Genomic DNA, 22,599 nt, shown 5'->3' on the forward strand with positions numbered 1-22,599 from the left:
AGCTCTCCTTGTTTCTTATTTAGCGAGCTCGTAAATGGCCTCAGCATAGATTGCCGCGGCACGTAATAAATCTTCTATCTCCATATACTCATCGACCTGATGCGCCACATCTTTAGCACCTGGGAACAATGCGCCAAATGCGACACCTGCCTCGAGCGAACGTGCATATGTTCCGCCTCCGATGGCCATCAAGTTTGCATGTTCTCCCGTTTGACGCTCGTACACGCCTGCTAGTGTCTTCACGAGTGGGTGATCTTCTGCCACATGATGAGGCGGCATATGTTGACGGGTCTTCAACTCGAACCCAAATGACAAAGCGATTTCACGTAGGTTTTGTAACCGTTCTTCGAATTTGGCCGTATACGGATAGCGAATGTTGACCGTCGCCGTACGCTCTTCTTCATTGTATCGGAAGACGCCGCCATTAATCGTCAAGTCGCCCGTCTCATCGCTCGCTTCAATCCCAAGCGAAATCCCACGAGAATCGGCGAATACGTGACGAACGAATTCAACATAGCGCTCGCCTTGAATATCAAGTGGAAGATGTAACAAGAATCCAGCGAGGACGTAAGCCGCGTTGACTCCGTTATCCGGTTCCATCGCGTGCGCCGCTTTTCCTTTCATCGTAAACGTATATGTGCCACGGTCGTATTCACACGTTCCGTCCGCTTCATATTTTTCGAGATAAGCCTCGAACTTCTCCTCGAGTACCTCATCCGTCTTCAATTCGGCTTTCGCGAAGTCCGGCACCATATTCGGACGCTCCCCACTCGTGAATGACACGAGATGGTAGGCAGAACCTGGTACACGTTGAATCGGTAATTGAGTCAACACACCATCATACAACCCTTTTTCAGCATTGATGATCGGGAAATCCGCATCTGGCGCAAATCCATACGTCGGCATTTGTTCTTGTTTGAAATACTCGCGGACACAGCGCCATTCGCTCTCTTCATCGCAACCTGCAATCAAACGGACCCGCTTTGAAAGTGGTAGCCCGAGCTCTTTGACAATTCGTAGCCCGTAGTATGCAGCCATAGATGGCCCTTTATCATCGTTACTTCCGCGTGCCACAATTTTCCCATCAGTCGTGATGGTCGGGTTGAACGCGCCATACGTCCATCCCTCCCCTGCTGGGACGACGTCAAGGTGACATAGGATGCCGACGATTTCCTCCCCGTCTCCATATTCCAAATGTCCCGCGTATCCTCCGACGTCTTTTGTTTTAAATCCATCTCGCTCACCGATTTCAAACATGTAGTCAAGCGCTTGACGAACCTCCGGACCAAACGGCATGTTCGGTGCAGCTTTCGATTCATCGAGTACGCTAGGGATTTGAAGTAACCCTTTCAAATCTTCTAAAAATGCGTCTTTACGATTGTCGACTTCCTGTCTCCAATTCATGTTCATCTCCCCTTTTGCGAATGTTCTCTCCCTTACTAGTATATCCAAATGTATGAAAGACGAACATTCATTTAGAAAAGTTTTTTTCGTTCGTGTTTCAGCTTCTTTTCAATGTAAAAATATAATCTTCATTCGATATTTACGTTCATAATCAAATCTTTACAAACAGATTGTTCGTGCTTTCCACTTGCATTTTTGCTCAAGAGCGGTATACTAAAGGTGTAATTTTAGAAAATAACAATTTTATATTTCATTTTGTCGTCTGTAGGTATGGTTTATCATTATTCTACACATTGGGAGGTTATCCAATGAAAGGCTCAACAGATCGGATGTTAACGCGCATCAAGTCCATTTATTTGTTCATCAATGAAAGGGAATCCGTTACCACTTCAGAACTAGTAGAAGAGTTCGGCATCACGTCACGTACCGTGCAACGTGATTTGAACGTACTTGAGTACAATAACCTTGTGGAGAGCCCTAGCCGTGGCACGTGGACTTCATCAAAACGTTCACTCAAGACGGCAAACTGAATTGTATATGTATATTCAAGAGACCTGCATGCTAGGTCTCTTTTTTCATCTCATAAAAAAGAACCTGCCCATCGGACAGATTCTCTCATCTTACTCATGACTGAAGAAACCGTTGAACCTCTTCTTCCGTCAACTCACGATATGCGCCGAGTTCAAGCGATTCATCGAGCTCCAATGCACCGATTTGAACACGCTCCAATCGCTCGACATGTTTGCCGACCGCCGCGACCATTCGTTTCACTTGGTGATATTTCCCCTCGGACAACGTGAGACGAATGACCGACCGACGTCCGCTCCGGCTCAGTATCTCAAGACGAGCCGGCTTTGTCGTATACCCATCCTCTAACTCGACCCCATTCGCGAACGTCTTGATATCCTCTACTGTCATCTCTCCGTCGACTTCGGCGATGTATACTTTGTCGACATGCTTGCGAGGTGACATGAGCGCATGATTGAATGCGCCATCGTTTGTGATGAGGAGCAGTCCCGTCGTATCTTTATCGAGACGACCGACCGGGAAGAGGTCATAATGCGCATACTCGGAATCAATCAAGTCGATGACCGTCGTTTCGACTTGATCTTCCGTCGCGCTGACCACACCTTCCGGCTTGTTCATCATGAAATAGATGTATGGACGATATTCGACCACTTCCCCGAAAACCGTGACTTTCTCTGATGCTGGGTCGACGTGCCGTTTCGCATCTTTTACAGGTGCCTCATCGACTCGCACCGCCCCTTGTTTCAATAGGATTTTCACGTCTTTCCGTGAACCATATCCCATGTTCGCTAACAACTTATCAATCCGCATTACATTTTCCTCCGATATTCAAAGCGTTTCCCTAATAATTTCCCTGCGAGATGGCTTCGCCAGCCGAGGTATCCATAAACGAGAACGCCGATTGTCACTCCCACGATCGTCGCAAAGATGTCGTTCCCCCAACTCGCTTCATCATTCATTGTGACGAGAAGAGAGAGGAAGACGGCTGCGAACATCGCCCCACCCATCAAGAACATCAAGATGGTACGACGAAGCAGTTGCTTATATGGGAAGTGGAGCGTTCGTTGAATCATCCACACCATGAGAATAATGGCCACGATGTATCCAGCGATGGTCGCGTACCCGGCCCCAATTCCGCCGAGCCAATAGACGAGCGGTACGTTCAGTGCAAGTTTCGTCAACAGTCCCATCGATGTGGCAAAGATGGTGAAATACTGGCGATTGATGCCTTGCAAGATTGCAGCCGCGACCGAGTAATACGCCAAGAAGAAGGCACTTGGTGCGTAGTGGAACAAGTATACCCATCCTTCACGGTCACCCGGGAACAAGGTGCCAAACAATGGCTCCGCAAGTGCCACGAGACCAATGACCGCAGGAATCGTCACGAAGAACGAGACTTGGAAAATATGGTTTACTTGATTTCGAACTTTTTGCATGTCCCCTGTCGTGAACGAACGAGTCACAAGCGGAATCGTCGCCATCGATACACTCGCTGCCACAGAGACTGGAATCAACACAATTTTATGGGCGTTTCCGGTCAAAAAGCCATACGCCGACGTCGCTTCAGAAACGCTCGCACCCGAGCTGAGTAACGTATTGACCATCGTCAATTGGTCAATCAATTGATAGAGAGGGGTCGATACCCCGACCATCACGATTGGAATTGAATAGCTAAGCAATTCAAGCAATAACGATTTCATCGAGCGGACCGGTGTGCCCGCTGGATTCTCTGTCTGACGATGAATGTCCTTCCGACGCTTCCAATACATGATGAGCACGGCGAAACTACCGATTGCCCCGATGAACGCACTGAACGTCGCAATCGTGACCGCGATGACTTTCAATCCGTTCAATTCAGTCGTTTCAACGGATTGCGTCCCTCCGAGGGCATTGGCAATCGGTTGAATGAAGTTGGAATCCGCAAAGACGAACAAGACGAGCATCGTTCCACTGAGAAGGAACAGAATGCGTACAATCTGTTCGACGACTTGTGAGATTGCCGTCGGAGCCATATCTTGATGTCCCTGGAAATAACCGCGTACCATACTCATCGCCGGGATGAGCAGTAACGCAAAACTGACGCTTCGTGTCACGAGGGTGAGCGAGTCAATGTATTGCTGATTGTTCTCCGAGTTTCGGACCATCAGTTCGGATAGCCATGGTGCTGCAAAAAAGAGTAATAAAAAAGCGACGACACCGGTCGCAAGCATCAGCTTCATCCCTTGTCGGAACAGTCGTTGACTCGTCCCGTATTCTCCTAGTGCATTATATTTTGCGATAAATTTCGAAACGGCGACGGGGATCCCTGCCGTCGAAATGGAGATCATGATCGCATAATACGTATATGCCGCTTGATATAATGTCACTCCGGCAATCCCGACCATCGCTTGGAACGGGAACGTGTACAATAGTCCTAACATTCGGGAAATCAAGTTTCCCGCTGATAAAAGAAGCGTTCCTTTGACGAAGGAGGCTCTTCCAGAATCTTGTTTGGCGCTTGATGACATGAGGTACCTCCATCTATAAATCAACTATTTCAATGAATTCGGTTTTACAAAACAACCGCTTCTCATTATACTCTTACTGTTACGGATAATAAAGTTACGATAATTTTACTAATCATATAGATGAAGAAATGAGGAGATTACCTATGAAAGATGTCATCGTCATCGGTGGAGGGCCGAGCGGACTCATGGCAACGTATGCTGCGGCAAAAAGTGGCGCATCGACCTTGCTGATTGATAAAGGCTCGAAACTCGGTCGAAAATTAGCCATTTCAGGTGGAGGACGTTGTAACGTCACGAACCGAAAACCAATCGATGAATTGATTCAATTCATCCCCGGGAACGGTCGCTTTTTATACAGCGCCCTCGCCCAGTTCGACAACCAATCCATCATCGACCTTTTCACTGGATTCGGGATTCCGCTAAAAGAGGAAGACAACGGACGAATGTTCCCAGTGACAGATAAAGCACAGGACGTGGTCAACACGTTGCTTCGGGCAATCGAAGACCTCGGCGTCGAGATTCGAAAAAAAGCTGAAGTCAAAACGCTACATTTTAATGAGGAAAACGAGTTTCACGCTGTCGAGTTGATGGACGGTGAGATGCTCGAGGCAAAAGCTTGTGTCGTCGCGGTCGGCGGACAGTCCGTCCCACACACCGGTTCGACCGGAGACGGCTATCCATGGGCACAGAAGGCAGGACACACGATCACCGAACTCTTCCCGACAGAGGTGCCAATCAAATTGAATGACGCGTTCATCGGAACGAAACAACTTCAAGGATTATCGTTACGGGACGTCGCTTTGACGGTGCATGGCAAAAAAGGGAAGGCGATCAAGACGCATCAGGGAGACATGATTTTTACCCATTTCGGGATTTCAGGTCCAATCGCGCTCCGTTGCAGTCAGTACACAATCAAAGAACGGAAGCGCAGCAAAGAGCAAATCGTCCTCTTGTCACTCGACTTCTTCCCAGACACGTCACGAGATGAGCTCGTTCAGGAACTGTGGAACCAAGTACAGAGCCAACCGAAGCGTGCCGTTAAAAACGTATGGAAAGGCTATATCCCCGAGCGACTTCTTGACTTGTTGCTCGAAGAACTCGCATTTGGAGAAGAAGACGCGAGTCAGTTGAAGAAGCAATCCGTCATCGATTTCGCAACACGTTTGAAAATGTTCGAAATGCACGCCGTCGGGACACTCGACTTTGATAAGGCGTTCGTCACAGGTGGCGGCGTTTCGGTTAAAGAAGTTGCACCACAGACGATGATGTCAAAGAAGGCACCAGGTCTCTTCTTTGCCGGTGAAGTGCTCGACATTCATGGATATACAGGCGGTTACAACATCACGGCCGCTTTCACGACAGGACATTGTGCTGGATCGCATGCAGCCGAACTGGCGACAGGGCGGTAAACGGTTCGGTCAAACGCATCGTCTGCGTTCTATCATGATCACTAAACAATTAAAAGGTTTGATCCTGTCTCATTCAGGGTCAAGCCTTTTAACATTCTTTTCAACTTAATTTTCCAATTCCATCACATCTCGATACTTGTATTTTTCTAAAATCTCATGATCTTCTTTGAAGGTCCATTCGGGAATCGACAGTTCTGGGTGCGCCGTCAAATAGTCATGGAGCACATCCTTCCCTAGAATATAGTTACTCCAACGTGACATCTCTTTTTGATGATTACCGACTACAAAATCGGTGAAGGACGTTTCATAATCATTCACTCGACTCGCAATATGTTTCATGGTCGCTTCATCAACGTCTACATACCACGGTGGCGTTACCCCTTTGACAATGCGGTCGGCAAACGCATCCGCTTTCCCTTCGATAATCACTGACTCGAGAATCGAACTCAGGTTATATTCGTTTTGATCACGAAGGATCAGGTGATGGTATTCATGAGCCGTCGAATGGGCTAACACACCTTCGTCAAAATCTGTATCGAGAAACAAGATGAATGCGTCTTTGTATGCTGCTGCGCCTACACCTTTCAACGGTTCACTATCGTAGAAGAATTCAGGATTATACGGTGCAATAAACACTGTGCTCTTCTTTTTGGGGAGAATTTGATTTGAATCTGCATATGTCGATGCAATAATCTCTTTAATCTCGTCATGCTGCTCGATTAATTTATCTAACTGTTTCATCAATTGTTGCTTATGAGGAGTCGGCTTTAGATTAAAATCAGTTTTTAATATAGATGTATCGATTTTTTCTTCCTCTCCGACTTCCCCTATGTAATCCAATACATATTTTTTGAAGTTTTGTTTATTTTCCTCCGCATCAGTTGTTTCAAGGGATGCGTTCAAATATTGTTGGTATTGGATATAGAGTGGGACGATTGTCAATTCATTCTCTTCATTAATTTTTATCGTTTCGATTGAAACGTCAGGCTCTGATTTTTTAGATTCTAAATCTTTTTCATCCTCACTACACGCTGCTAACAGAAGTGCTGAACTCACACATAACATACTAATCAATTTTTTCAGTTGAATGACCTCCATATCAATGATCAATATCCCTCATTCGCTTACTTCTGTTAAATTATACCATTAATTACTCCCATAACCTTTCCAATCCCATCTAATATCAGCATGTCATCACGACCATCATAACAAAAAACGGCTTGAACCCATTCTAGTGAGGGCTCAAGCCGTTTGTGATTATTCTTTCCCTGCGATTTGACGACGCACTTCTTTTTCGAGCTCCGGCTCGGGCGGCATCCATCCTTCAGGTTTCATGACTTTATTGTCCGACTCGCGTAAGATCGGCTTCCCGTCCGGTCCAAGTTTCGCCATATTGGCGCGCTGGACGATTTCAAATAACGGAACGGGATCGAGCCCGAGTTCAACGAAACTGCCCATCACAAAGTATAACGCATCCGTCAATGCATCCCCTTGTCCGACGAGGCGTTCCACTTCATCCGACGGTGGTGCGTCTTGCAACGATTTTTGGACCGCTTTCTGGAATCCTACTTGGAATTGCTCGATGGCTTGTAAAAACTCTTCTTCCGATTGCGATGATTGATGCAAAAACTCGACGACCGCTTCCTCTGCCGTCCACACCGATCGTTTTGTCGCACGATCAAGCGTCAACGGTTGCGGCGATTTCGCTCCTGGATGTCCAAATGTCTCATGGAATTGTTTCACTTCTTCAAAAAAGTAACGCTTGCTCATCTGTCATTCCCCCATGATCAGTCCACAGATACGAAGGCATCTAAATCGAATACTTCCGGGTGGACGATTGCAAAGATTTCATTGTCTTGTAAAAACATACCGGTCGAATCATACACACGAGGCGTCACCATCTGACCGTTGATGGTCCCTTCTTCTGGGTTGACCGTATAGAGAACGAGCTCCTCAGAGTCGAGCACGTAGATGCGCCCTTGCCTCTCTACTAGCCCAACTCCTTCGAACCGTTCGAATTTTTGCTGGATGGAAGCACTCATCCCGTCAGCAGATAACGCTTGTCGTGAATCAAGCATCCATTCGGTCTCGGGCTCTTGTTTCTCTTCTTCCGCTTCTTGTTCGTTTGACTCATTGTCAGGCGCGTCTTCAGTTGCAGCCGTTTCGCTCGAGGCATCGTCATTCGTCGAGACGTTTTCTGTCGTTGAATCTTCCGATGATTCTTCTGTTTCTTGAGTAGTCGTGTCAGCGTCAGTCGACGTTTCTGATGATTTGTCATCGGCCGGAGTCTCCGGTTCGATCTCCCGTTCTTCGACATAAAGGAGCTCAAGGTCCGGGGTATCCGCCAATCGGTTCATCATGAACAGCCGTTTCGTTTCCCGGTCATACCCAAGACCAAAGATTCGGTCTTCCGATACGAGTCCTTTGATTTGTTTACGTGGTCGCTCGACCCAGCGTCCTTCTTCTCGCTCGATTGTAATGAGCGTACCGTTCGCTGTCACCGCATACACAAGATTTTCTTCGACCATGCGCATCCCGATAAAGTCATCGAGGCGCTGTTTCCCAGAATTCTCAAGTTGGAGCACAGAGTTGACGCGCGTCCCGTTTCCGCTCACTTCAAAAAATTCAGCTTGTTCGGTTAAGACCAAATACGCCCCGATCGTGTCACTGTAATACACTTCATCGATTTGACTGATTTGTTCGAGGGCATCGGTCGTATCGATATCTTCATCATCCTGCGCAGCTTCCACGGGTGGAAGTGAGGCCGTTTGATGACTCGTTTGAATATCAATTTTTTCAAATGTCGAGGCGACCTGTCGTTGAATCTCTTCATCTGAAAAGACAAAAACATAACAAAGGATCACACCGACCACGACAGCACATAATGTCGTGTATAGCACATAAGAACGTTTCATGGACATGTCGTCCCCTTCTACTTCAGTATCGCCCTTTAGTGTATCAAAACCGTCCATAAAAGAAAATGACCTCACCAAAAAGAAAAGAATGTGCGACAATGTCACACATTCTTTTTGTTAGCCAACTACAATATTGACGAGTTTTCCAGGAACGACAATGACTTTACGAACCGTCTTGCCTTCTGTGAACTCTTGGACACGCTCGTTCCCGAGTGCTTCCGCCTCAAGTGCTTCTTTTGATGCGTCACGAGAGACGTGCATTTTCGCACGGAGTTTCCCGTTCACCTGGATGACGACTTCAATCGTGTCGCTTACAAGTTTTGACTCATCGTATGTCGGCCAAGCCGCATACGTCAACTCTTCTGTCATGCCCATCTTCTCCCACAACTCTTCAGACAAGTGCGGCGCGACCGGTGAAAGCATCTTGATGAAGTCGACCATTTGCGATTTCGGCAACGTCTCTTGTTTGTTCGCTTCATTGACGAAGACCATCAATTGCGAAATCGCCGTGTTGAAGCGAAGGGCTTCATAGTCCTCCGTAACTTTTTTCACCGTCTGATGATACGTGCGTTCAAAGTCTGCAGTCGGTGCCACGTCTGCGAAGTTCGTCTGATCGAATAAACGCCAAACGCGGTCGAGGAAGCGACGTGCCCCGTCAAGACCATTCGTCGACCATGCGATTGCTGCATCAAGTGGTCCCATGAACATTTCGTAAAGGCGGAGTGTATCGGCTCCGTGCGACTTCACGATATCATCCGGGTTGACGACGTTCCCACGAGATTTCGACATCTTCTCGTTGTTCTCCCCGAGGATCATCCCTTGGTTGTAGAGTTTTTGGAACGGTTCGTTCGTCGGGACGACGCCGATATCGTAAAGAACTTTATGCCAGAAACGTGCGTAGAGCAAGTGAAGGACGGCATGTTCCGTACCTCCGATATACAAGTCGACTGGAAGCCAACGCTTGAGTTTTTCAGGGTCTGCAATCATCTCTTCGTTATCTGGATCGATATAACGAATGTAGTACCAGCAGCTACCTGCCCATTGTGGCATCGTGTTCGTTTCGCGACGACCTTTTTCCCCAGTGACCGGGTCCGTGTACGTCAACCATTCTTCCGCGTTCGCAAGTGGCGATTCGCCTGTACCTGATGGTTTGATTTCATCGATGATCGGAAGTTCGAGCGGAAGCTCTTCGACCGGTACCGTCTTCATCGTACCGTCTTCCATATGGACAACCGGGATCGGCTCACCCCAGTAGCGTTGACGGCTGAACAACCAATCACGAAGGCGGTAAGTCGTCTTCGCACGACCCGTGCCACTCGCTTCAAGCTCTTCAATGATCGTCTTGATGGCATCGGCTTTATTAAGTCCGTTCAAGCTACCTGAGTTGACGTGCTCTCCATCTTCGACGTGAGCCGCTTCCTCCACGTTTCCGCCTTTAACGACTTCACGGATTGGAAGGTCGAACGTTTTCGCGAACTCATAATCGCGCTCATCGTGTGCAGGAACGGCCATGACCGCACCTGTTCCGTATGTCGAGAGGACGTAGTCCGCTGTCCAAATCGGAAGTTTCTCACCGTTCACCGGGTTGATCGCATAAGCGCCCGTGAAGACACCTGTCTTCTCTTTGGCAAGGTCTGTACGCTCGAGGTCCGTCTTCTTCGAGACTTCCTCAATGTATGCTTCGACTGCCGTCGATTGTTCCGGTGTCGTGACCACTTTCGTGAACGGATGCTCTGGTGCGAGTGTTACGTATGTCGCCCCGTGAAGCGTATCTGGACGTGTTGTGAATACCGTGACGATCTTATCGTGACCATCGACTTTAAAGTCGACCTCGGCACCGACCGATTTGCCGATCCAGTTGCGTTGCATCTCTTTCACGCTCTCAGGCCAATCGAGACCTTCCAAGTCTTCGAGCAAACGCTCTGCGTATTCCGTGATACGAAGCACCCACTGCTTCATTGGGACACGGTAGACCGGGTGGTTCCCACGCTCTGACAACCCATCGATGACTTCCTCGTTCGCAAGGACTGTACCGAGAGCCGGGCACCAGTTGACCGCGACTTCATCGACGTATGCAAGACCACGTTCGAAGAGTTGCGTGAAGATCCACTGCGTCCATTTATAGTATTTCGGGTCCGTCGTGCTAATTTCACGGTCCCAATCGTATGAGAATCCGAGTTCTTTCAACTGACGGCGGAACGTCTCGATGTTACGCGCTGTGAATTCACGCGGGTCGTTCCCTGTGTCGAGTGCATATTGCTCGGCAGGAAGACCGAATGCATCCCAGCCAATCGGATGAAGTACGTTATATCCTTGCATCCGTTTCATACGAGCGATGATATCCGTCGCCGTATAACCTTCCGGGTGACCGACGTGAAGACCTGCACCGGATGGGTACGGGAACATATCAAGGACATAGAAACAATCCTTCTCCGGGTCTTCTGTCGTTTTAAATGCTTCTTTCTCTTCCCAACGCTTTTGCCACTTCGGCTCGATTTCTTGATGTTTAAAATAGCTCAACATTCTTCCTCCTCTGCATAATAAAAAGCCTTCCGTCCCCGAAAATGGGACGAAAGGCTTGAAAGCTCTCCGCGGTACCACCCATGTTGCATTGCTGCCACTTGAGACGCCGGTAACGAGGCGTAACCCCGGTTTTCCCTACTCGTTTCAGGAAAACAGCTCCAAGGCGAGTTCACAACATCCGCTTATCGATTCACACCATCCATCGACTCTCTTTGAAACGGAACGTTCGCTACTAGTCCTCTTCAACGCTTGCTATTCATCGTAGTCTATTTTAGCCCATTCTGAAATTCAACGTCAACTTGATTTTTCTGTGACACGAATGTCTTTCATGATGACAAATAGCGTTAAGGCCAACGTAGCAAGTAGTAGAAGCATGCCGAAGACTGCTGTAATGCCGAACATGTCATAGACAAAACCAGACAACGTCGGTCCAATCATTCGACCGACGGATGCTGCGATATTGACGAGCCCTTGGTATTGCCCAGCTTTCCCAGGTGGGGCAAGCTTCGCCGCAATCGTCGGAACAGCTGGCCAGACAAACATCTCCCCGATGGTCATGACAACCATCGCGACCATGAACATCCCGAATCCACCAGCGAATGGGACAATCAAGAACGCACCGAGGAAGATGGATGCCCCGATGATCAATTGACGTTTTAAGTCGTCCTCAAACTGTCGTAAGACGCGGTTGAGCAACGGTTGTGCGAAGACAATCATCGCCCCGTTCACTGTCCAAAGGAGTGAGTATTGACTGATTGTGACGCCGAGATCTTTCGAGTGAACCGCAATCGTCCCCTGCCATTGAACATACACGAACCAAAGCACCGCATAACCGACGGCGACATACCACATCGATTTCATCGTCGCACTCGATAGTGTCGTGGCTGCCGCTTCTAGTTGCGACTGAACGACAGGACGTGCCGGATTTTTCAAATAACGCAGTCCAAACAAGAGCACTACGACAAATAAGACCGATAAGAAGAAGTTCGCATAAAAAATCCACTCGATGTTAAATCGAGCGATTTGACCACTCATTGCCGTACCGAGGGCGACCCCCACGTTTTGCGCGACGTAAATCGCATTGAACGAACGGCGTCCCCCTTCTGGCCAAATGAGACCCGCAAACGCATATACGGTCGGAAAGACGAGTCCACCTGAAAGACCGATCAATCCGAGCCATACGAGATAGCCGAAGAACGTGGCATGAAACAGTAAAAATCCAAGCGAGCTCGCGAGCAAGAGACCGACAGAAATCATCAACGTCGTCTTCCCACCGATTCGATCGAATAGCGTCCCTCCGATGTAGTTCCCGACAATCGCGAGTGCCGAGTTCACAAGAAGCGCCACCCCAGCAAGCGTCATCGACTCACCTAAAAAATCATGAATATACAGTGTGTTAAATGGCCATAAAAAAGACGCCGCCGTTGTATTGAGCGCCATCGCAATGACTAAAATCCATACCGAAATTGGCATTTTATTGTTCACACCAAGTCCTCCTTTCATTCTTCTTTCACATTAAAAAAATCGGCACAAAAAGGCCGAATCGACAAGATTTCCTTATCAAACCTAAACGAACGCCAACGAAGTGTCAAGAAAAATTACTTATTATGAAGTTTTGTCATTTTCCGTTTGTGATAGGATGAGCAAGGAAGGAGAGATGAACATGAATCCATTCGGTCAAAATCGCTACCATACACTAAATGAGGCGTATCGCCGAGAGTACGGGGGCAAGGTGTTTAAAGTGCCACTCGATGGTGGCTTCACGTGCCCGAACCGTGACGGACGTGTCTCAAAAGGCGGATGCACCTTCTGTTCGGACGATGGAAGTGGTGATTTCGCGGGAAATGCTTGCGATCCGATTCCCGTTCAATTTGCAGAAGTGAAGGCTCGTCTCCACCGGAAGTGGAAAAATGCCAATTATATTGCTTATTTCCAAGCGTTTAGTAATACGTATGCACCAGTCGAGCGGTTACGTGAATTGTATGAACCGGCACTAAATGAGGATGGGGTCGTCGGTCTCTCGATTGCGACACGTCCTGACTGCTTGCCGGACGACGTCGTCGCCTATTTAGCAGAGTTGAATGAACGGACTTCCCTTTGGGTAGAGCTTGGTCTTCAGACCGTACACGACACCACCGCTAAAAAGATCAATCGCGGGCACGACTATCAATCGTTTTTGACCGGTCTTGCGAAACTTCGCCGTCACAACATTCGTGTCTGCGTTCATATCATCAATGGCCTCCCAGGTGAGACACCAGAGATGATGCTCGACACGGCACGAGAAGTTGCTAAAATGGACATACAAGGAATCAAGATCCATTTACTTCACGTCTTGAAACACACACCGCTCGCCCGTCAATATGAGAAAGGACTGCTCGACTTGATGGAGGAAGACACATACGTCTCCCTCGTCTGTGATCAACTCGAACGGATTCCCCCCGAGGTGATCGTCCATCGTTTGACAGGAGACGGTCCTCCCGACCTCTTGATCGGTCCGCTATGGAGCCGTCACAAGATGCAGGTGCTAAACAAGATTCGTGCGGAATTGGAGCGCCGGGATTCTTTTCAAGGAAAAAAGAAGGATGAGATGTATGGGATTAATGAGAGTACTACCTTTTGCAAAAAAATTACTACATGACCATCTCGAGGAAGGTCAGGTCGCCATCGATATGACGGCCGGGAACGGACACGATACGTTGTTCTTAGCGAATGCTGTAGGCGAGACAGGACATGTCTATGCTTTTGATATCCAATCAGAAGCTGTAGCAGCCACAAAGGCGCGGGTTGAAGAAGCGGATGTCAGTGAACGTGTGACCGTGATTCATGATAGTCACGATACGGTCCAAGCGGTCGTTGAAAAGGAAGCGCGTCCGATCACCGCGGCCGTCTTCAACTTAGGGTATTTACCGGGAAGTGATAAATCGATCACGACACACGGAAATACGACGATTGCCGCATTATCCCAACTATTAGACGTCATGGTTGTCGGTGGCGTCATCGTCATCGTGATTTACCACGGACATGAAAGTGGGAAAGTCGAACGAGACGAGGTGCTTCATTATGTAGAGTCCCTCGATCAAAAACAGGCAGGCGTCCTGCGTTATGGATTTATCAACCAAGTCAATCATCCCCCATTCATCGTGGCGATTGAAAAACGTGCATAAGAAAAAGGCGGCTCATTAGAGTCGCCTTCTGTCATTCTTGAATCAATTCATAAAACGTCATGAGGGTTTCCGCGAATTTCGTGTTCAATCGTTCGTAACCAAAGTGTGGGAATCCTTCCAATCGCCGGATATACACTTGGTCCCCACCGATTTTTCGACAAACATTCAACGTCAACTTCACGTCCGCAAACTGGTCGTCTGGTGCATAGAAACAGGCGAGCGGAAGGCGTGGCAGATGCTTCTTCTCTTCCTGATGCTCGACGATTTCTTCTTCGATCTCCCGATATTGCGCATATGTGATTTCTCCGAATCGGGACGACTCGTCTCCGCCGCCAGTAAATGTCATCATCCCAAGTGGCAAGTCAGGACGAAAACGGTCGACAGCACTTGCGACGACTTGTTTCAACCCACCGATTTGACGAGTGGCATGCCAATCAAACAATGGGGAGATATATGTGAGACTCCCGAGTGGCACATCGTACTCCTGCAAAAGGCGATTCGTTAAGAGTGCGCCAAGACTGAATGCCACGACATGAATCGGTAATTTATATTCTCCTGCCTCGCGCAATGCTCGCTTGATTAGTTGCTTATGGTCACCCGCCGTCAATCCAATCGATTGTTCGCGGACGACGATGACTTCATACTCGTCTTCGAGCCGTCGAATAAAGTTCTCGCTGATCCGTGACGTGAATTGTAACGGATACACGATGACGATGACTCCTTTTCGTACTTCTTCATTTGCCATACAGCCGTCACCTCGTTTATAGACTACATTCATTGTATCAAAAAAACATCAGCCGCAACTGATGTTTAAATAAAATCCGTCTGGAGGCTTAGCTCGGGTCATATCGTAAATGGATGAGTTCCATCGGACGATCATATACCTCTTCCTGGATGCGATTCACTTCTTTGAAAGATTGATGCAAGAGGAAGGCGATTGCTTGCTCATTCGAATTCTCAACGTACACTTCCATCGGCTGTTCTTTTTTCGATTGAAGGTGGGCCAAAAAGGCTGCGCCGTAGCCGTTTCGATGATAATCGGGGTGCAGATAGAGGCGGAGCATCTCCCACATGTCACCGCGATCGATGGCATGACAAAATCCGATGACATCTTCTTCATATTCGCCAACGATAAAATACTGTTCTCGTGCTTCTTCACTTGAACTGATTGCTCGTACAATCTCTTCTTGCCGATACGCGCGTTCCATCGCTCTCGTTCGATTGGAATCATCCTGTGAAATGGTCGCCAGCGCGATGTTCCGAATCAGCGTCGCATCTTCTGGCACTGCTTCCCTCATGTTCATGACAGCTTCCCCCTTTTGGCCAATCTATTTGTATCATTCCCTATCCCGGTGTTTTTATCCTGCTCCTTCATTTCTTTTTCATGACGATTCATCAGAAAACGTTACGTAGACATTGCTCTAGGGTATAACACAACCAATGCCAATCAAACGAAGGAGTGGAACCACATGGAACCTAGACAAGAACATGACCCGAAAGTAGAACAGACAGCAAACCCGAACCGTCAATTTGATCAATTGGACGGGGGAAGTCCAAAAATCAGTGTCGTGACCGGGATGTTGCTCGGTGCACTCGTCGGTGGTCTACTCGCCTTACTTAGCTCCTCGAACCGGGAGCAGACAAAGCAATCCCTCTCGAATGCGAAATCGTCGGTCGGGGGCATCGTCAACGAAGTGAAACAAGATCCTGCCGGAAAGGCGTCTCAAGTCATTGAACAAGTGAAGTCGGCCTCGACAAAGATTCAAGAAGTCTCTACAGATGTCCAAAACGTATACGAAAAAGTCGTCGGGGAAGTCGATACCGTGAAAGAGGACGTCACTAAAATCGTCGAGACGGCTCAAGAGGCCAAGTCGGACTTACAGGACATCGGGGAGAAAGTCGTCGAAGCGAAGGATACGGCGCTTGGACAAGATCCGACAACCGATTCTTCATCCGATTCGAACAAACAGGCACCGCCGACAGCATAAAAAAACGACCTTTCCTCGGAAAGGTCGTTTTTGATGATTACGCGAAACGTTTCGCGCCTTCTTCAAGAATGGCTGCTTTATCTGTTTGCTCCCATGGGAGTTCGATGTCTGTACGACCGAAGTGACCGTAAGCTGCCGTTTGTTTGTAGATCGGGCGACGAAGGTCAAGCATCTTGATGATGCCTGCTGGACGGAGATCGAAGTTCTCGCGAACGAGTTCAACGAGTTCCGTTTCGCTCAATTTACCTGTGCCGAACGTATCGACAGCGATTGATACTGGGTGTGCAACACCGATTGCGTATGCAAGTTGAACTTCTGCTTTATCAGCAAGTCCTGCTGCAACGATGTTTTTCGCTACATAGCGGGCTGCGTATGCCGCTGAACGGTCAACCTTTGTAGGATCTTTACCAGAGAATGCACCGCCACCGTGACGAGCGTATCCACCGTACGTATCGACGATGATCTTACGTCCAGTCAAACCTGCGTCCCCTTGTGGTCCACCGATTACGAAGCGACCAGTCGGGTTGATGAAGTATTTTGTTTCAGCATCGATGAGTTCAGCAGGAATGACTGCCTCGATGACATGTTTTTTCAAATCTTCTTGAATTTGCTCAAGCGTGATTTCTTCAGCGTGTTGTGTCGAAATAACAATCGTATCGATGCGCACAGGGTTGTTGTCCTCATCATACTCGACGGTTACTTGCGTCTTCCCGTCCGGACGAAGGTACTCGAGCGTACCGTTCTTACGCACTTCAGCAAGACGACGTGACAACTTGTGTGCTAACGAGATTGGAAGCGGCATGAGTTCAGGTGTCTCGTTTGTCGCATATCCGAACATAAGACCTTGGTCTCCTGCACCGATTGCATCGAGTTCCTCTTCAGTCATCTGACCTTCACGTGCTTCAAGCGCCTGGTCAACACCTTGCGCGATGTCTACCGATTGCTCATCGATTGACGTCAAGACCGCACACGTTTCAGCATCAAAGCCATATTTCGCACGCGTGTATCCGATTTCGCGGATTGTTTCACGGACAACTTTCGGGATATCCACGTAAGTTGACGTTGTGATTTCACCAGCTACGAGTACAAGACCTGTTGTGACAGACGTTTCTGCCGCAACACGGGCATTCGGGTCTTCCGCTAAAATGGCATCCAAGATGGAGTCAGAGATCTGATCACAAATTTTGTCTGGATGTCCTTCAGTAACCGACTCTGAAGTAAAAAGTCGACGGTTCAATTTTGACATTCAAAAAACCTCCTATAATAAGGGTATTATGTGGACGGTACTCGTTCCCCTTACGCGTTGCTTTGGGACGGTAATGAAAAAAACCTCCCCCGATGACATACATGGGGAAAGGTTGAATCGTTCTTCCTTACCCTCTTATCGTTCGAAGCTAATGGCTTCGCTTCAGGATAGCACCTTTTCCGCACAAGACTTCATGTCGGACGGTTGCTGGGCTTCGTAGGGCCTTGTTCCCTCCACCGCTCAGAATAAGAGTATCCGTTACGAAAACCATCATATAAATGACACTCGATTATGTCAAGGGAATCGGACGAATTCGTAAAAGTTTTCACAGACTTGCAAAACATTTCTGTTTGTGAATCGTCAAACATTTTTTTATTTCGTTTCTTTTTTTTAACACCTTGTGATAAGAGAATGTGATAAAATGACTTTGTAAGAAAGCGCTTACTTAGAGAGAAGAAACGCTTGTGTTTAATTAGTGTGTCACATATAATTAAAAATGTCATACTGATTAATCGTAATCGCGGAAGTATGCGGATTTCATCCACATCTATTTAGGGGAAAGGTGGGATTCAGGATGGCGACAACGCTCCTGAAAATCGAAGAATTAATTAATGGTGCCGACATGTTACGGAACTTGACGGTTCCAGAGCTGGTGGAAGAAGCCATTCAAAATGGTGAAGGTGTACTGACAAAAGACGGGGCATTATCTGTCAGCACCGGTGCTTTTACCGGACGGTCACCGAAAGACAAATTCGTCGTACAAGATGAAGTCAGCAACAACCTCGTCGATTGGGGTAAAGTGAACCAACCGATCGCAGAAGAGAAGTTTTCAGCACTTCTTGACAAAGTTCTCGACCATTTAGAAAAGAAGGATAAGCTGTATTATCTAGAAGCATCCGCTGGTGCAGATGAACACTATACGTTGCCTGTCCGTGCCATTACGGAGTATGCGTGGCACAGTCTGTTCGCCAAACAATTGTTCTTACGCGAATGGCCGACGAAAGGTGCGTTCGACCCGTTCACGGTCATTTATGCACCGAGCTATAAAGCAGACCCTGCGGTCGATGGTACGAACTCTGAGACGTTCATTCTCGTCTCATTCGCCAAGCGCACGATTCTGATCGGGGGAACAGAATACGGTGGCGAAATTAAAAAATCTATCTTCTCCGTCATGAACTTCTTGCTACCTGAGCAGAACGTGTTATCGATGCACTGTTCGGCAAACGTCAACGATGCGAACGAAACGGCACTCTTCTTCGGATTGTCGGGCACTGGGAAGACAACGCTTTCGGCTGACCCTGAGCGTCACTTGATTGGAGACGACGAACACGGATGGTCACCGGATGGGGTCTTCAACATCGAAGGAGGTTGTTACGCGAAGACGATCAACTTGTCTCGTGAGAACGAACCTCAAATCTATGATGCGATTCGCTTCGGTTCATTGATTGAAAACGTCGTGTTGAATGGAGATCGTACACCGGACTATAAGAACATTTCCTTGACGGAAAACACACGTGCGGCATATCCAATCGAGTTCATCGACAATGCGATGCTCCCATCTCGCGCAGGTCATCCGAATACGATTGTCTTCTTGACGGCAGATGCATATGGCGTCTTGCCTCCGATCAGCAAACTGACGAAAGAACAGGCGATGTACCACTTCTTGTCGGGTTATACGTCAAAACTTGCCGGCACGGAGCGCGGTGTCACAGAACCACAGGCGACATTCTCGACTTGCTTCGGTTCACCGTTCCTTCCGCTCGCTCCAGAGCGTTACGCGGATATGCTCGGTAAATTGATTGAGGAACACGACGTGGATGTCTACCTCGTCAACACAGGTTGGACTGGCGGTGCATACGGTGAAGGTTCGCGTATGAAACTCGCTTACACGCGTGCGATGGTCAACGCCGCAGTCAACGGTCAACTTCGTGACGTCGACACGAAGAAACATGACATTTTCAACGTCGAGATCCCAGTAGCCATCGAAGGCGTACCGAGTAACGTGCTCAATCCACGTGACACGTGGAGCGACCCAGCTCGCTACGATGTCGAGGCGAAGGCACTCGCGATGAAGTTTAAAGAGAACTTCACACGGTTCACGAAAGCGAGTGAATCGGTCATCGCAGCCGGTCCACTGGTCATCTAATACGAAAGCACCGACTCATCGAGTCGGTGCTTTTGCTTGTTGTAGCATCCATTCCATCGCTTGTTCGGTCGTCTCCCATTTATCCCAAAACGGGAGTTGGTGTCCGAACGGAAGCACCCAAAACTCGGCCTGCTCACCTAATTTCTCGGCGACTGCCGTCGCATGGCGCAATCGGACCTGTTCATCATCCGTACCGTGGATGATCAGCGTTGGAGCGCCCCATTCCTTATAGAGCGGAGAACGTTCCGTATATGCCGTTTCTGCCGATTCAGGGTCCCCGCCCGTCATGCGACGTAACATCTTCCGCATCGAGCGCTGCTCTTCATACGTCCACTGTAGATTCGTCACACCGGCCCATGAAGTGACAGTGGTGACCGGTCGTTCAGATGCGAGAGAGAGTGCCATCATCCCACCGCGCGAAAAACCGAGCGCATGAATCGGTCGTCCACTCGTTTGGACGCGATCATAGAGTGAGAGTACGTCTTCTAAATCCTCTCCACCGAAGTCTTCTTTTCCCGTACCTCCGTGATTGCCTCGATAAACCGGGGCCACCACATGAAAACCACGTGCCGCAAATTGCATGAGTCGCGGCAACCGGACGTCTCCGATTCGTGCCGTCCCCCCTCGTAAGTACATCAATACCTGTCCGTTCGACCGTTTCGGTTCAATCGAATAAGCGACGACCTCTTCCCCATCATTCGTCGTATACCACCCACGCGTCACCCGATAACCGGCATAAGGTGGCAAGACGTCGACCCGATCAAACCAAGTGTTGCTCATGGAGCACCCTCATCGTTTCCGGTAAGACACGGTCTTTCATCATAAAACTGTAACGTGGATTCCGTAGTAGGTTGTCCGGCAAGACATCGATCAAGACGGCCCCATCCGTCTCGTCGACTGCGGGATGATCTTCGAATCGTTCGATTTCCGCAAAATAAATGTTTTTGATGACGGTGTCGCCGCGGCCGAGCACACGATACTGCCCCATGTATCGTAATGTCTTGACGACGCCTCCGGTCTCTTCATATACTTCCCGGATGGCAGCGGCATCCTCATGTTCGCCCGGCTCGACTTTCCCACCTGGGAATTCGAGCCCTCGTTGCTTATGTTTCGTCAATACCCATTTGTCCTTATATCGGGCGACGACCCAGACGTGGAGCGGCGTGTCTGAGAACGGATAATGGGTGAAGCTTAACTCGACTTGATTATGATAGTAATCCTTGAATGTCTTCATAGTCCATCCCTTTCTTTCCCCTGTCTACTCTCACTTTACCTTGTCTGCACCCAGTTTCAAACAAAAAAATCGGTCCGACACGCGGACCGATTCGTTTTCTTATTGATTCAAGCGTTTTTCAAGTTCTGCTTTTTGTTCTTCATACCCTGGTTTACCGAGTAATGCGAACATGTTCGCTTTGTATGCTTCAACGCCAGGTTGGTTGAACGGGTTCACCCCGAGGATGTATCCGCTCATTGCACATGCTTTCTCGAAGAAGTAGAACAAGTAACCGAGGTGGTAAGGTGTCATCTCTGGCAATTCGACGACAAGGTTCGGTACGTCCCCATCTGTATGTGCGAGGAGCGTCCCTTCTGTCGCCTTGTCGTTCACGAATTGGATTGTTTCGCCTGCGAGGAAGTTCAAACCATCCAAGTCTTGTGCGTCTTCTGGGACATTCATTGTGTGACGGACTTCTTTCACACGGATGACTGTCTCGAACAAGTCGCGACGGCCTTCTTGAATGTATTGACCCATCGAGTGAAGATCAGTCGAGAAGTCGACAGCCGCAGGGAAGATCCCTTTGTTGTCTTTCCCTTCTGATTCTCCGTAAAGCTGTTTCCACCACTCTGACACGTAGTGTAGAGCTGGTTCGTAGTTGACGAGCATCTCAATCGATTTACCTTTCGCATAGAGAGCATTACGTACGACTGCATACTGATACGCTTCGTTCTCAGCCAATTCTGGCGAGCTGTAGGCGTTTTGTGCATCGCGTGCGCCTTCCATCAAAGCATCGATATCGATTCCTGCAGCGGCAATCGGAAGAAGTCCGACCGGTGTGAGGACAGAGAAACGTCCACCGACGTCATCTGGAATAACGAACGTCTCGTAACCTTCAGCGTCCGCGAGCGTCTTGAGGGCACCACGGGCACGGTCTGTCGTCGCATAGATCCGCTCACGCGCTCCGTCTTGACCATACTTATCTTCCATGAATTGCTTGAGGACACGGAATGCGATCGCAGGTTCTGTCGTCGTTCCTGATTTCGAGATGACGTTGATTGAGACGTCTTTCCCTTCAAGCACTTGAAGCAATTCTCTCATATACGTTGAAGAGATGTTATGGCCCGCATAGAATACTTGTGGCGCCTTGCGCTCTTCTTTTGACAATACGTTGAAGAACGAATGTTGAAGCATTTCGATCGCTGCACGGGCACCGAGGTAAGAACCTCCGATTCCGACGACGACGAGAACATCTGAATTCTCGCGAATTCGTTCCGCCGCAGCTTTGATTCGTGCGAACTCATCTTGATCGTATTCGGTCGGAAGGTCGACCCACCCAAGAAAATCACTTCCGGCACCGCTCCGCTCGTGAATCACCGAGTGAAGAGTTTTTACCGTTTCTTGCATTTGGTCGATTTCATGCTTCCCTACGAATGAGAGCGCGTTTGAATAATCGAAACGTACAGTTGACATGTCATTTCCTCCTTTAAATCGCTCGTAAAAGAGCCATACATGACCCATCATAAACGGAAAGTCTAGATTCGTTCAATCATTAT

At 48.5% G+C, this 22,599-nt stretch carries 20 protein-coding genes, 1 riboswitch and 1 other annotated feature; of the genes, 6 read left to right on the forward strand and 14 right to left on the reverse strand.

Features of this window, described 5'->3' with window-relative positions; genetic code table 11:
- Window positions 1-15: 15 nt before the first annotated feature.
- Complete coding sequence (gene pepV / locus GVY42_RS05570; RefSeq protein ID WP_196430932.1) at window positions 16-1,404, reverse strand: dipeptidase PepV; 1,389 nt, start codon at window positions 1,402-1,404, stop codon at window positions 16-18.
- 308 nt (window positions 1,405-1,712) lie between these two features.
- On the opposite strand from pepV, the gene GVY42_RS05575 reads away from it, so the two are divergent.
- Window positions 1,713-1,934: a DeoR family transcriptional regulator gene (locus GVY42_RS05575; RefSeq protein WP_012726776.1), complete on the forward strand. Its 222-nt coding sequence runs from the start codon at window positions 1,713-1,715 to the stop codon at window positions 1,932-1,934.
- A gap of 94 nt (window positions 1,935-2,028) precedes the next feature.
- On the opposite strand, the gene GVY42_RS05580 is transcribed toward GVY42_RS05575, so the two are convergent.
- Together GVY42_RS05580 and GVY42_RS05585 are read right to left on the reverse strand one after the other, a co-directional pair.
- Window positions 2,029-2,742: a pseudouridine synthase gene (locus GVY42_RS05580; protein WP_159562560.1), complete on the reverse strand. Its 714-nt coding sequence runs from the start codon at window positions 2,740-2,742 to the stop codon at window positions 2,029-2,031.
- Window positions 2,742-4,439, reverse strand: coding sequence for a polysaccharide biosynthesis protein (locus tag GVY42_RS05585; RefSeq protein ID WP_159562561.1), 1,698 nt, complete (start codon window positions 4,437-4,439; stop codon window positions 2,742-2,744). The genes GVY42_RS05580 and GVY42_RS05585 overlap by 1 nt, the downstream gene beginning before the upstream one ends.
- Before the next feature lie 143 nt (window positions 4,440-4,582).
- On the opposite strand from GVY42_RS05585, the gene GVY42_RS05590 reads away from it, so the two are divergent.
- Entirely contained in the window at window positions 4,583-5,848 is a 1,266-nt protein-coding gene (locus GVY42_RS05590; protein ID WP_159562562.1) for an NAD(P)/FAD-dependent oxidoreductase, read from the forward strand.
- Window positions 5,849-5,953: 105 nt separating this feature from the next.
- Here GVY42_RS05590 and GVY42_RS05595 read toward each other — a convergent pair whose 3' ends face one another.
- From GVY42_RS05595 to GVY42_RS05615, 5 genes are all read right to left on the reverse strand, one after another.
- On the reverse strand, window positions 5,954-6,958 hold the full coding sequence (locus GVY42_RS05595; RefSeq protein WP_236548928.1) for a DUF2268 domain-containing protein: 1,005 nt from the start codon (window positions 6,956-6,958) through the stop codon (window positions 5,954-5,956).
- A gap of 147 nt (window positions 6,959-7,105) precedes the next feature.
- Complete coding sequence (locus GVY42_RS05600; protein WP_159562563.1) at window positions 7,106-7,618, reverse strand: hypothetical protein; 513 nt, start codon at window positions 7,616-7,618, stop codon at window positions 7,106-7,108.
- Window positions 7,619-7,635: 17 nt separating this feature from the next.
- Entirely contained in the window at window positions 7,636-8,763 is a 1,128-nt protein-coding gene (locus GVY42_RS05605; protein WP_236548929.1) for a hypothetical protein, read from the reverse strand.
- A gap of 117 nt (window positions 8,764-8,880) precedes the next feature.
- Entirely contained in the window at window positions 8,881-11,286 is a 2,406-nt protein-coding gene (gene leuS, locus GVY42_RS05610) for a leucine--tRNA ligase (RefSeq protein WP_159562565.1), read from the reverse strand.
- Window positions 11,287-11,325: 39 nt separating this feature from the next.
- Window positions 11,326-11,541, reverse strand: a binding site (T-box leader).
- Window positions 11,542-11,580: 39 nt separating this feature from the next.
- Window positions 11,581-12,771: an MFS transporter gene (locus GVY42_RS05615; protein WP_236548930.1), complete on the reverse strand. Its 1,191-nt coding sequence runs from the start codon at window positions 12,769-12,771 to the stop codon at window positions 11,581-11,583.
- Window positions 12,772-12,949: 178 nt separating this feature from the next.
- Between GVY42_RS05615 and GVY42_RS05620 the strand changes: the two genes are divergently transcribed.
- On the forward strand, window positions 12,950-13,924 hold the full coding sequence (locus GVY42_RS05620; protein ID WP_159562567.1) for a TIGR01212 family radical SAM protein: 975 nt from the start codon (window positions 12,950-12,952) through the stop codon (window positions 13,922-13,924).
- On the forward strand, window positions 13,878-14,450 hold the full coding sequence (locus GVY42_RS05625) for a class I SAM-dependent methyltransferase (protein WP_159562568.1): 573 nt from the start codon (window positions 13,878-13,880) through the stop codon (window positions 14,448-14,450). Before GVY42_RS05620 ends, GVY42_RS05625 begins: the two co-directional genes overlap by 47 nt.
- A gap of 31 nt (window positions 14,451-14,481) precedes the next feature.
- On the opposite strand, the gene GVY42_RS05630 is transcribed toward GVY42_RS05625, so the two are convergent.
- Both GVY42_RS05630 and GVY42_RS05635 read right to left on the reverse strand, forming a co-directional pair.
- The gene (locus GVY42_RS05630; RefSeq protein ID WP_074036433.1) at window positions 14,482-15,195 is read right to left on the reverse strand and encodes an alpha/beta hydrolase; all 714 of its coding nucleotides are present in this window, start codon (window positions 15,193-15,195) and stop codon (window positions 14,482-14,484) included.
- An 88-nt stretch (window positions 15,196-15,283) separates the two neighbouring features.
- Window positions 15,284-15,754 carry a GNAT family N-acetyltransferase gene (locus tag GVY42_RS05635; protein ID WP_159562569.1) on the reverse strand — a complete coding sequence of 157 codons (471 nt, stop codon included), beginning with the start codon at window positions 15,752-15,754 and terminating at the stop codon, window positions 15,284-15,286.
- Window positions 15,755-15,919: 165 nt separating this feature from the next.
- Between GVY42_RS05635 and GVY42_RS05640 the strand changes: the two genes are divergently transcribed.
- Window positions 15,920-16,438 (forward strand): hypothetical protein, encoded by a 519-nt coding sequence (locus GVY42_RS05640; RefSeq protein ID WP_159562570.1) that lies wholly within the window; start codon window positions 15,920-15,922, stop codon window positions 16,436-16,438.
- Between the two features lie 37 nt (window positions 16,439-16,475).
- Here the strand turns inward: GVY42_RS05640 and metK are convergent, their stop codons facing one another.
- Window positions 16,476-17,684, reverse strand: a complete 1,209-nt coding sequence (gene metK / locus GVY42_RS05645; RefSeq protein WP_012726792.1) for a methionine adenosyltransferase — start codon at window positions 17,682-17,684, stop codon at window positions 16,476-16,478.
- 132 nt (window positions 17,685-17,816) lie between these two features.
- A riboswitch (SAM riboswitch) is annotated at window positions 17,817-17,936 on the reverse strand.
- A gap of 322 nt (window positions 17,937-18,258) precedes the next feature.
- On the opposite strand from metK, the gene pckA reads away from it, so the two are divergent.
- Entirely contained in the window at window positions 18,259-19,830 is a 1,572-nt protein-coding gene (pckA, locus tag GVY42_RS05650) for a phosphoenolpyruvate carboxykinase (ATP) (RefSeq protein WP_159562571.1), read from the forward strand.
- Window positions 19,831-19,845: 15 nt separating this feature from the next.
- Here pckA and GVY42_RS05655 read toward each other — a convergent pair whose 3' ends face one another.
- The 3 genes from GVY42_RS05655 to GVY42_RS05665 all read right to left on the reverse strand — a co-directional run bounded on the left by GVY42_RS05655 (window position 19,846) and on the right by GVY42_RS05665 (window position 22,516).
- Window positions 19,846-20,610, reverse strand: coding sequence for a S9 family peptidase (locus GVY42_RS05655; protein WP_159562572.1), 765 nt, complete (start codon window positions 20,608-20,610; stop codon window positions 19,846-19,848).
- Complete coding sequence (ytkD, locus tag GVY42_RS05660; RefSeq protein ID WP_159562573.1) at window positions 20,591-21,064, reverse strand: RNA deprotection pyrophosphohydrolase; 474 nt, start codon at window positions 21,062-21,064, stop codon at window positions 20,591-20,593. The genes GVY42_RS05655 and ytkD overlap by 20 nt, the downstream gene beginning before the upstream one ends.
- A gap of 99 nt (window positions 21,065-21,163) precedes the next feature.
- Entirely contained in the window at window positions 21,164-22,516 is a 1,353-nt protein-coding gene (locus GVY42_RS05665; protein ID WP_074036426.1) for a glucose-6-phosphate isomerase, read from the reverse strand.
- Between the last annotated feature and the right edge of the window lie 83 nt (window positions 22,517-22,599).

Origin of the sequence: Exiguobacterium sp. 8A, assembly GCF_902506275.1 — a bacterium.
In the GTDB taxonomy this organism is placed as follows: Bacteria; Bacillota; Bacilli; order Exiguobacteriales; family Exiguobacteriaceae; genus Exiguobacterium; species Exiguobacterium profundum.

Excerpts from the sequence above, each read along its gene's own strand:
- pepV (WP_196430932.1), bottom strand. The coding sequence starts at position 1,404 with ATGAATTGGAGACAGGAAGTCGACAATCGTAAAGACGCATTTTTAGAA.
- GVY42_RS05575 (WP_012726776.1), top strand. The coding sequence starts at position 1,713 with ATGAAAGGCTCAACAGATCGGATGTTAACGCGCATCAAGTCCATTTAT.
- GVY42_RS05580 (WP_159562560.1), bottom strand. The coding sequence starts at position 2,742 with ATGCGGATTGATAAGTTGTTAGCGAACATGGGATATGGTTCACGGAAA.
- GVY42_RS05585 (WP_159562561.1), bottom strand. The coding sequence starts at position 4,439 with ATGTCATCAAGCGCCAAACAAGATTCTGGAAGAGCCTCCTTCGTCAAA.
- GVY42_RS05590 (WP_159562562.1), top strand. The coding sequence starts at position 4,583 with ATGAAAGATGTCATCGTCATCGGTGGAGGGCCGAGCGGACTCATGGCA.
- GVY42_RS05600 (WP_159562563.1), bottom strand. The coding sequence starts at position 7,618 with ATGAGCAAGCGTTACTTTTTTGAAGAAGTGAAACAATTCCATGAGACA.
- GVY42_RS05605 (WP_236548929.1), bottom strand. The coding sequence starts at position 8,763 with ATGAAACGTTCTTATGTGCTATACACGACATTATGTGCTGTCGTGGTC.
- leuS (WP_159562565.1), bottom strand. The coding sequence starts at position 11,286 with ATGTTGAGCTATTTTAAACATCAAGAAATCGAGCCGAAGTGGCAAAAG.
- GVY42_RS05620 (WP_159562567.1), top strand. The coding sequence starts at position 12,950 with ATGAATCCATTCGGTCAAAATCGCTACCATACACTAAATGAGGCGTAT.
- GVY42_RS05625 (WP_159562568.1), top strand. The coding sequence starts at position 13,878 with ATGGGATTAATGAGAGTACTACCTTTTGCAAAAAAATTACTACATGAC.
- GVY42_RS05630 (WP_074036433.1), bottom strand. The coding sequence starts at position 15,195 with ATGGCAAATGAAGAAGTACGAAAAGGAGTCATCGTCATCGTGTATCCG.
- GVY42_RS05635 (WP_159562569.1), bottom strand. The coding sequence starts at position 15,754 with ATGAACATGAGGGAAGCAGTGCCAGAAGATGCGACGCTGATTCGGAAC.
- GVY42_RS05640 (WP_159562570.1), top strand. The coding sequence starts at position 15,920 with ATGGAACCTAGACAAGAACATGACCCGAAAGTAGAACAGACAGCAAAC.
- metK (WP_012726792.1), bottom strand. The coding sequence starts at position 17,684 with ATGTCAAAATTGAACCGTCGACTTTTTACTTCAGAGTCGGTTACTGAA.
- pckA (WP_159562571.1), top strand. The coding sequence starts at position 18,259 with ATGGCGACAACGCTCCTGAAAATCGAAGAATTAATTAATGGTGCCGAC.
- GVY42_RS05655 (WP_159562572.1), bottom strand. The coding sequence starts at position 20,610 with ATGAGCAACACTTGGTTTGATCGGGTCGACGTCTTGCCACCTTATGCC.
- ytkD (WP_159562573.1), bottom strand. The coding sequence starts at position 21,064 with ATGAAGACATTCAAGGATTACTATCATAATCAAGTCGAGTTAAGCTTC.
- GVY42_RS05665 (WP_074036426.1), bottom strand. The coding sequence starts at position 22,516 with ATGTCAACTGTACGTTTCGATTATTCAAACGCGCTCTCATTCGTAGGG.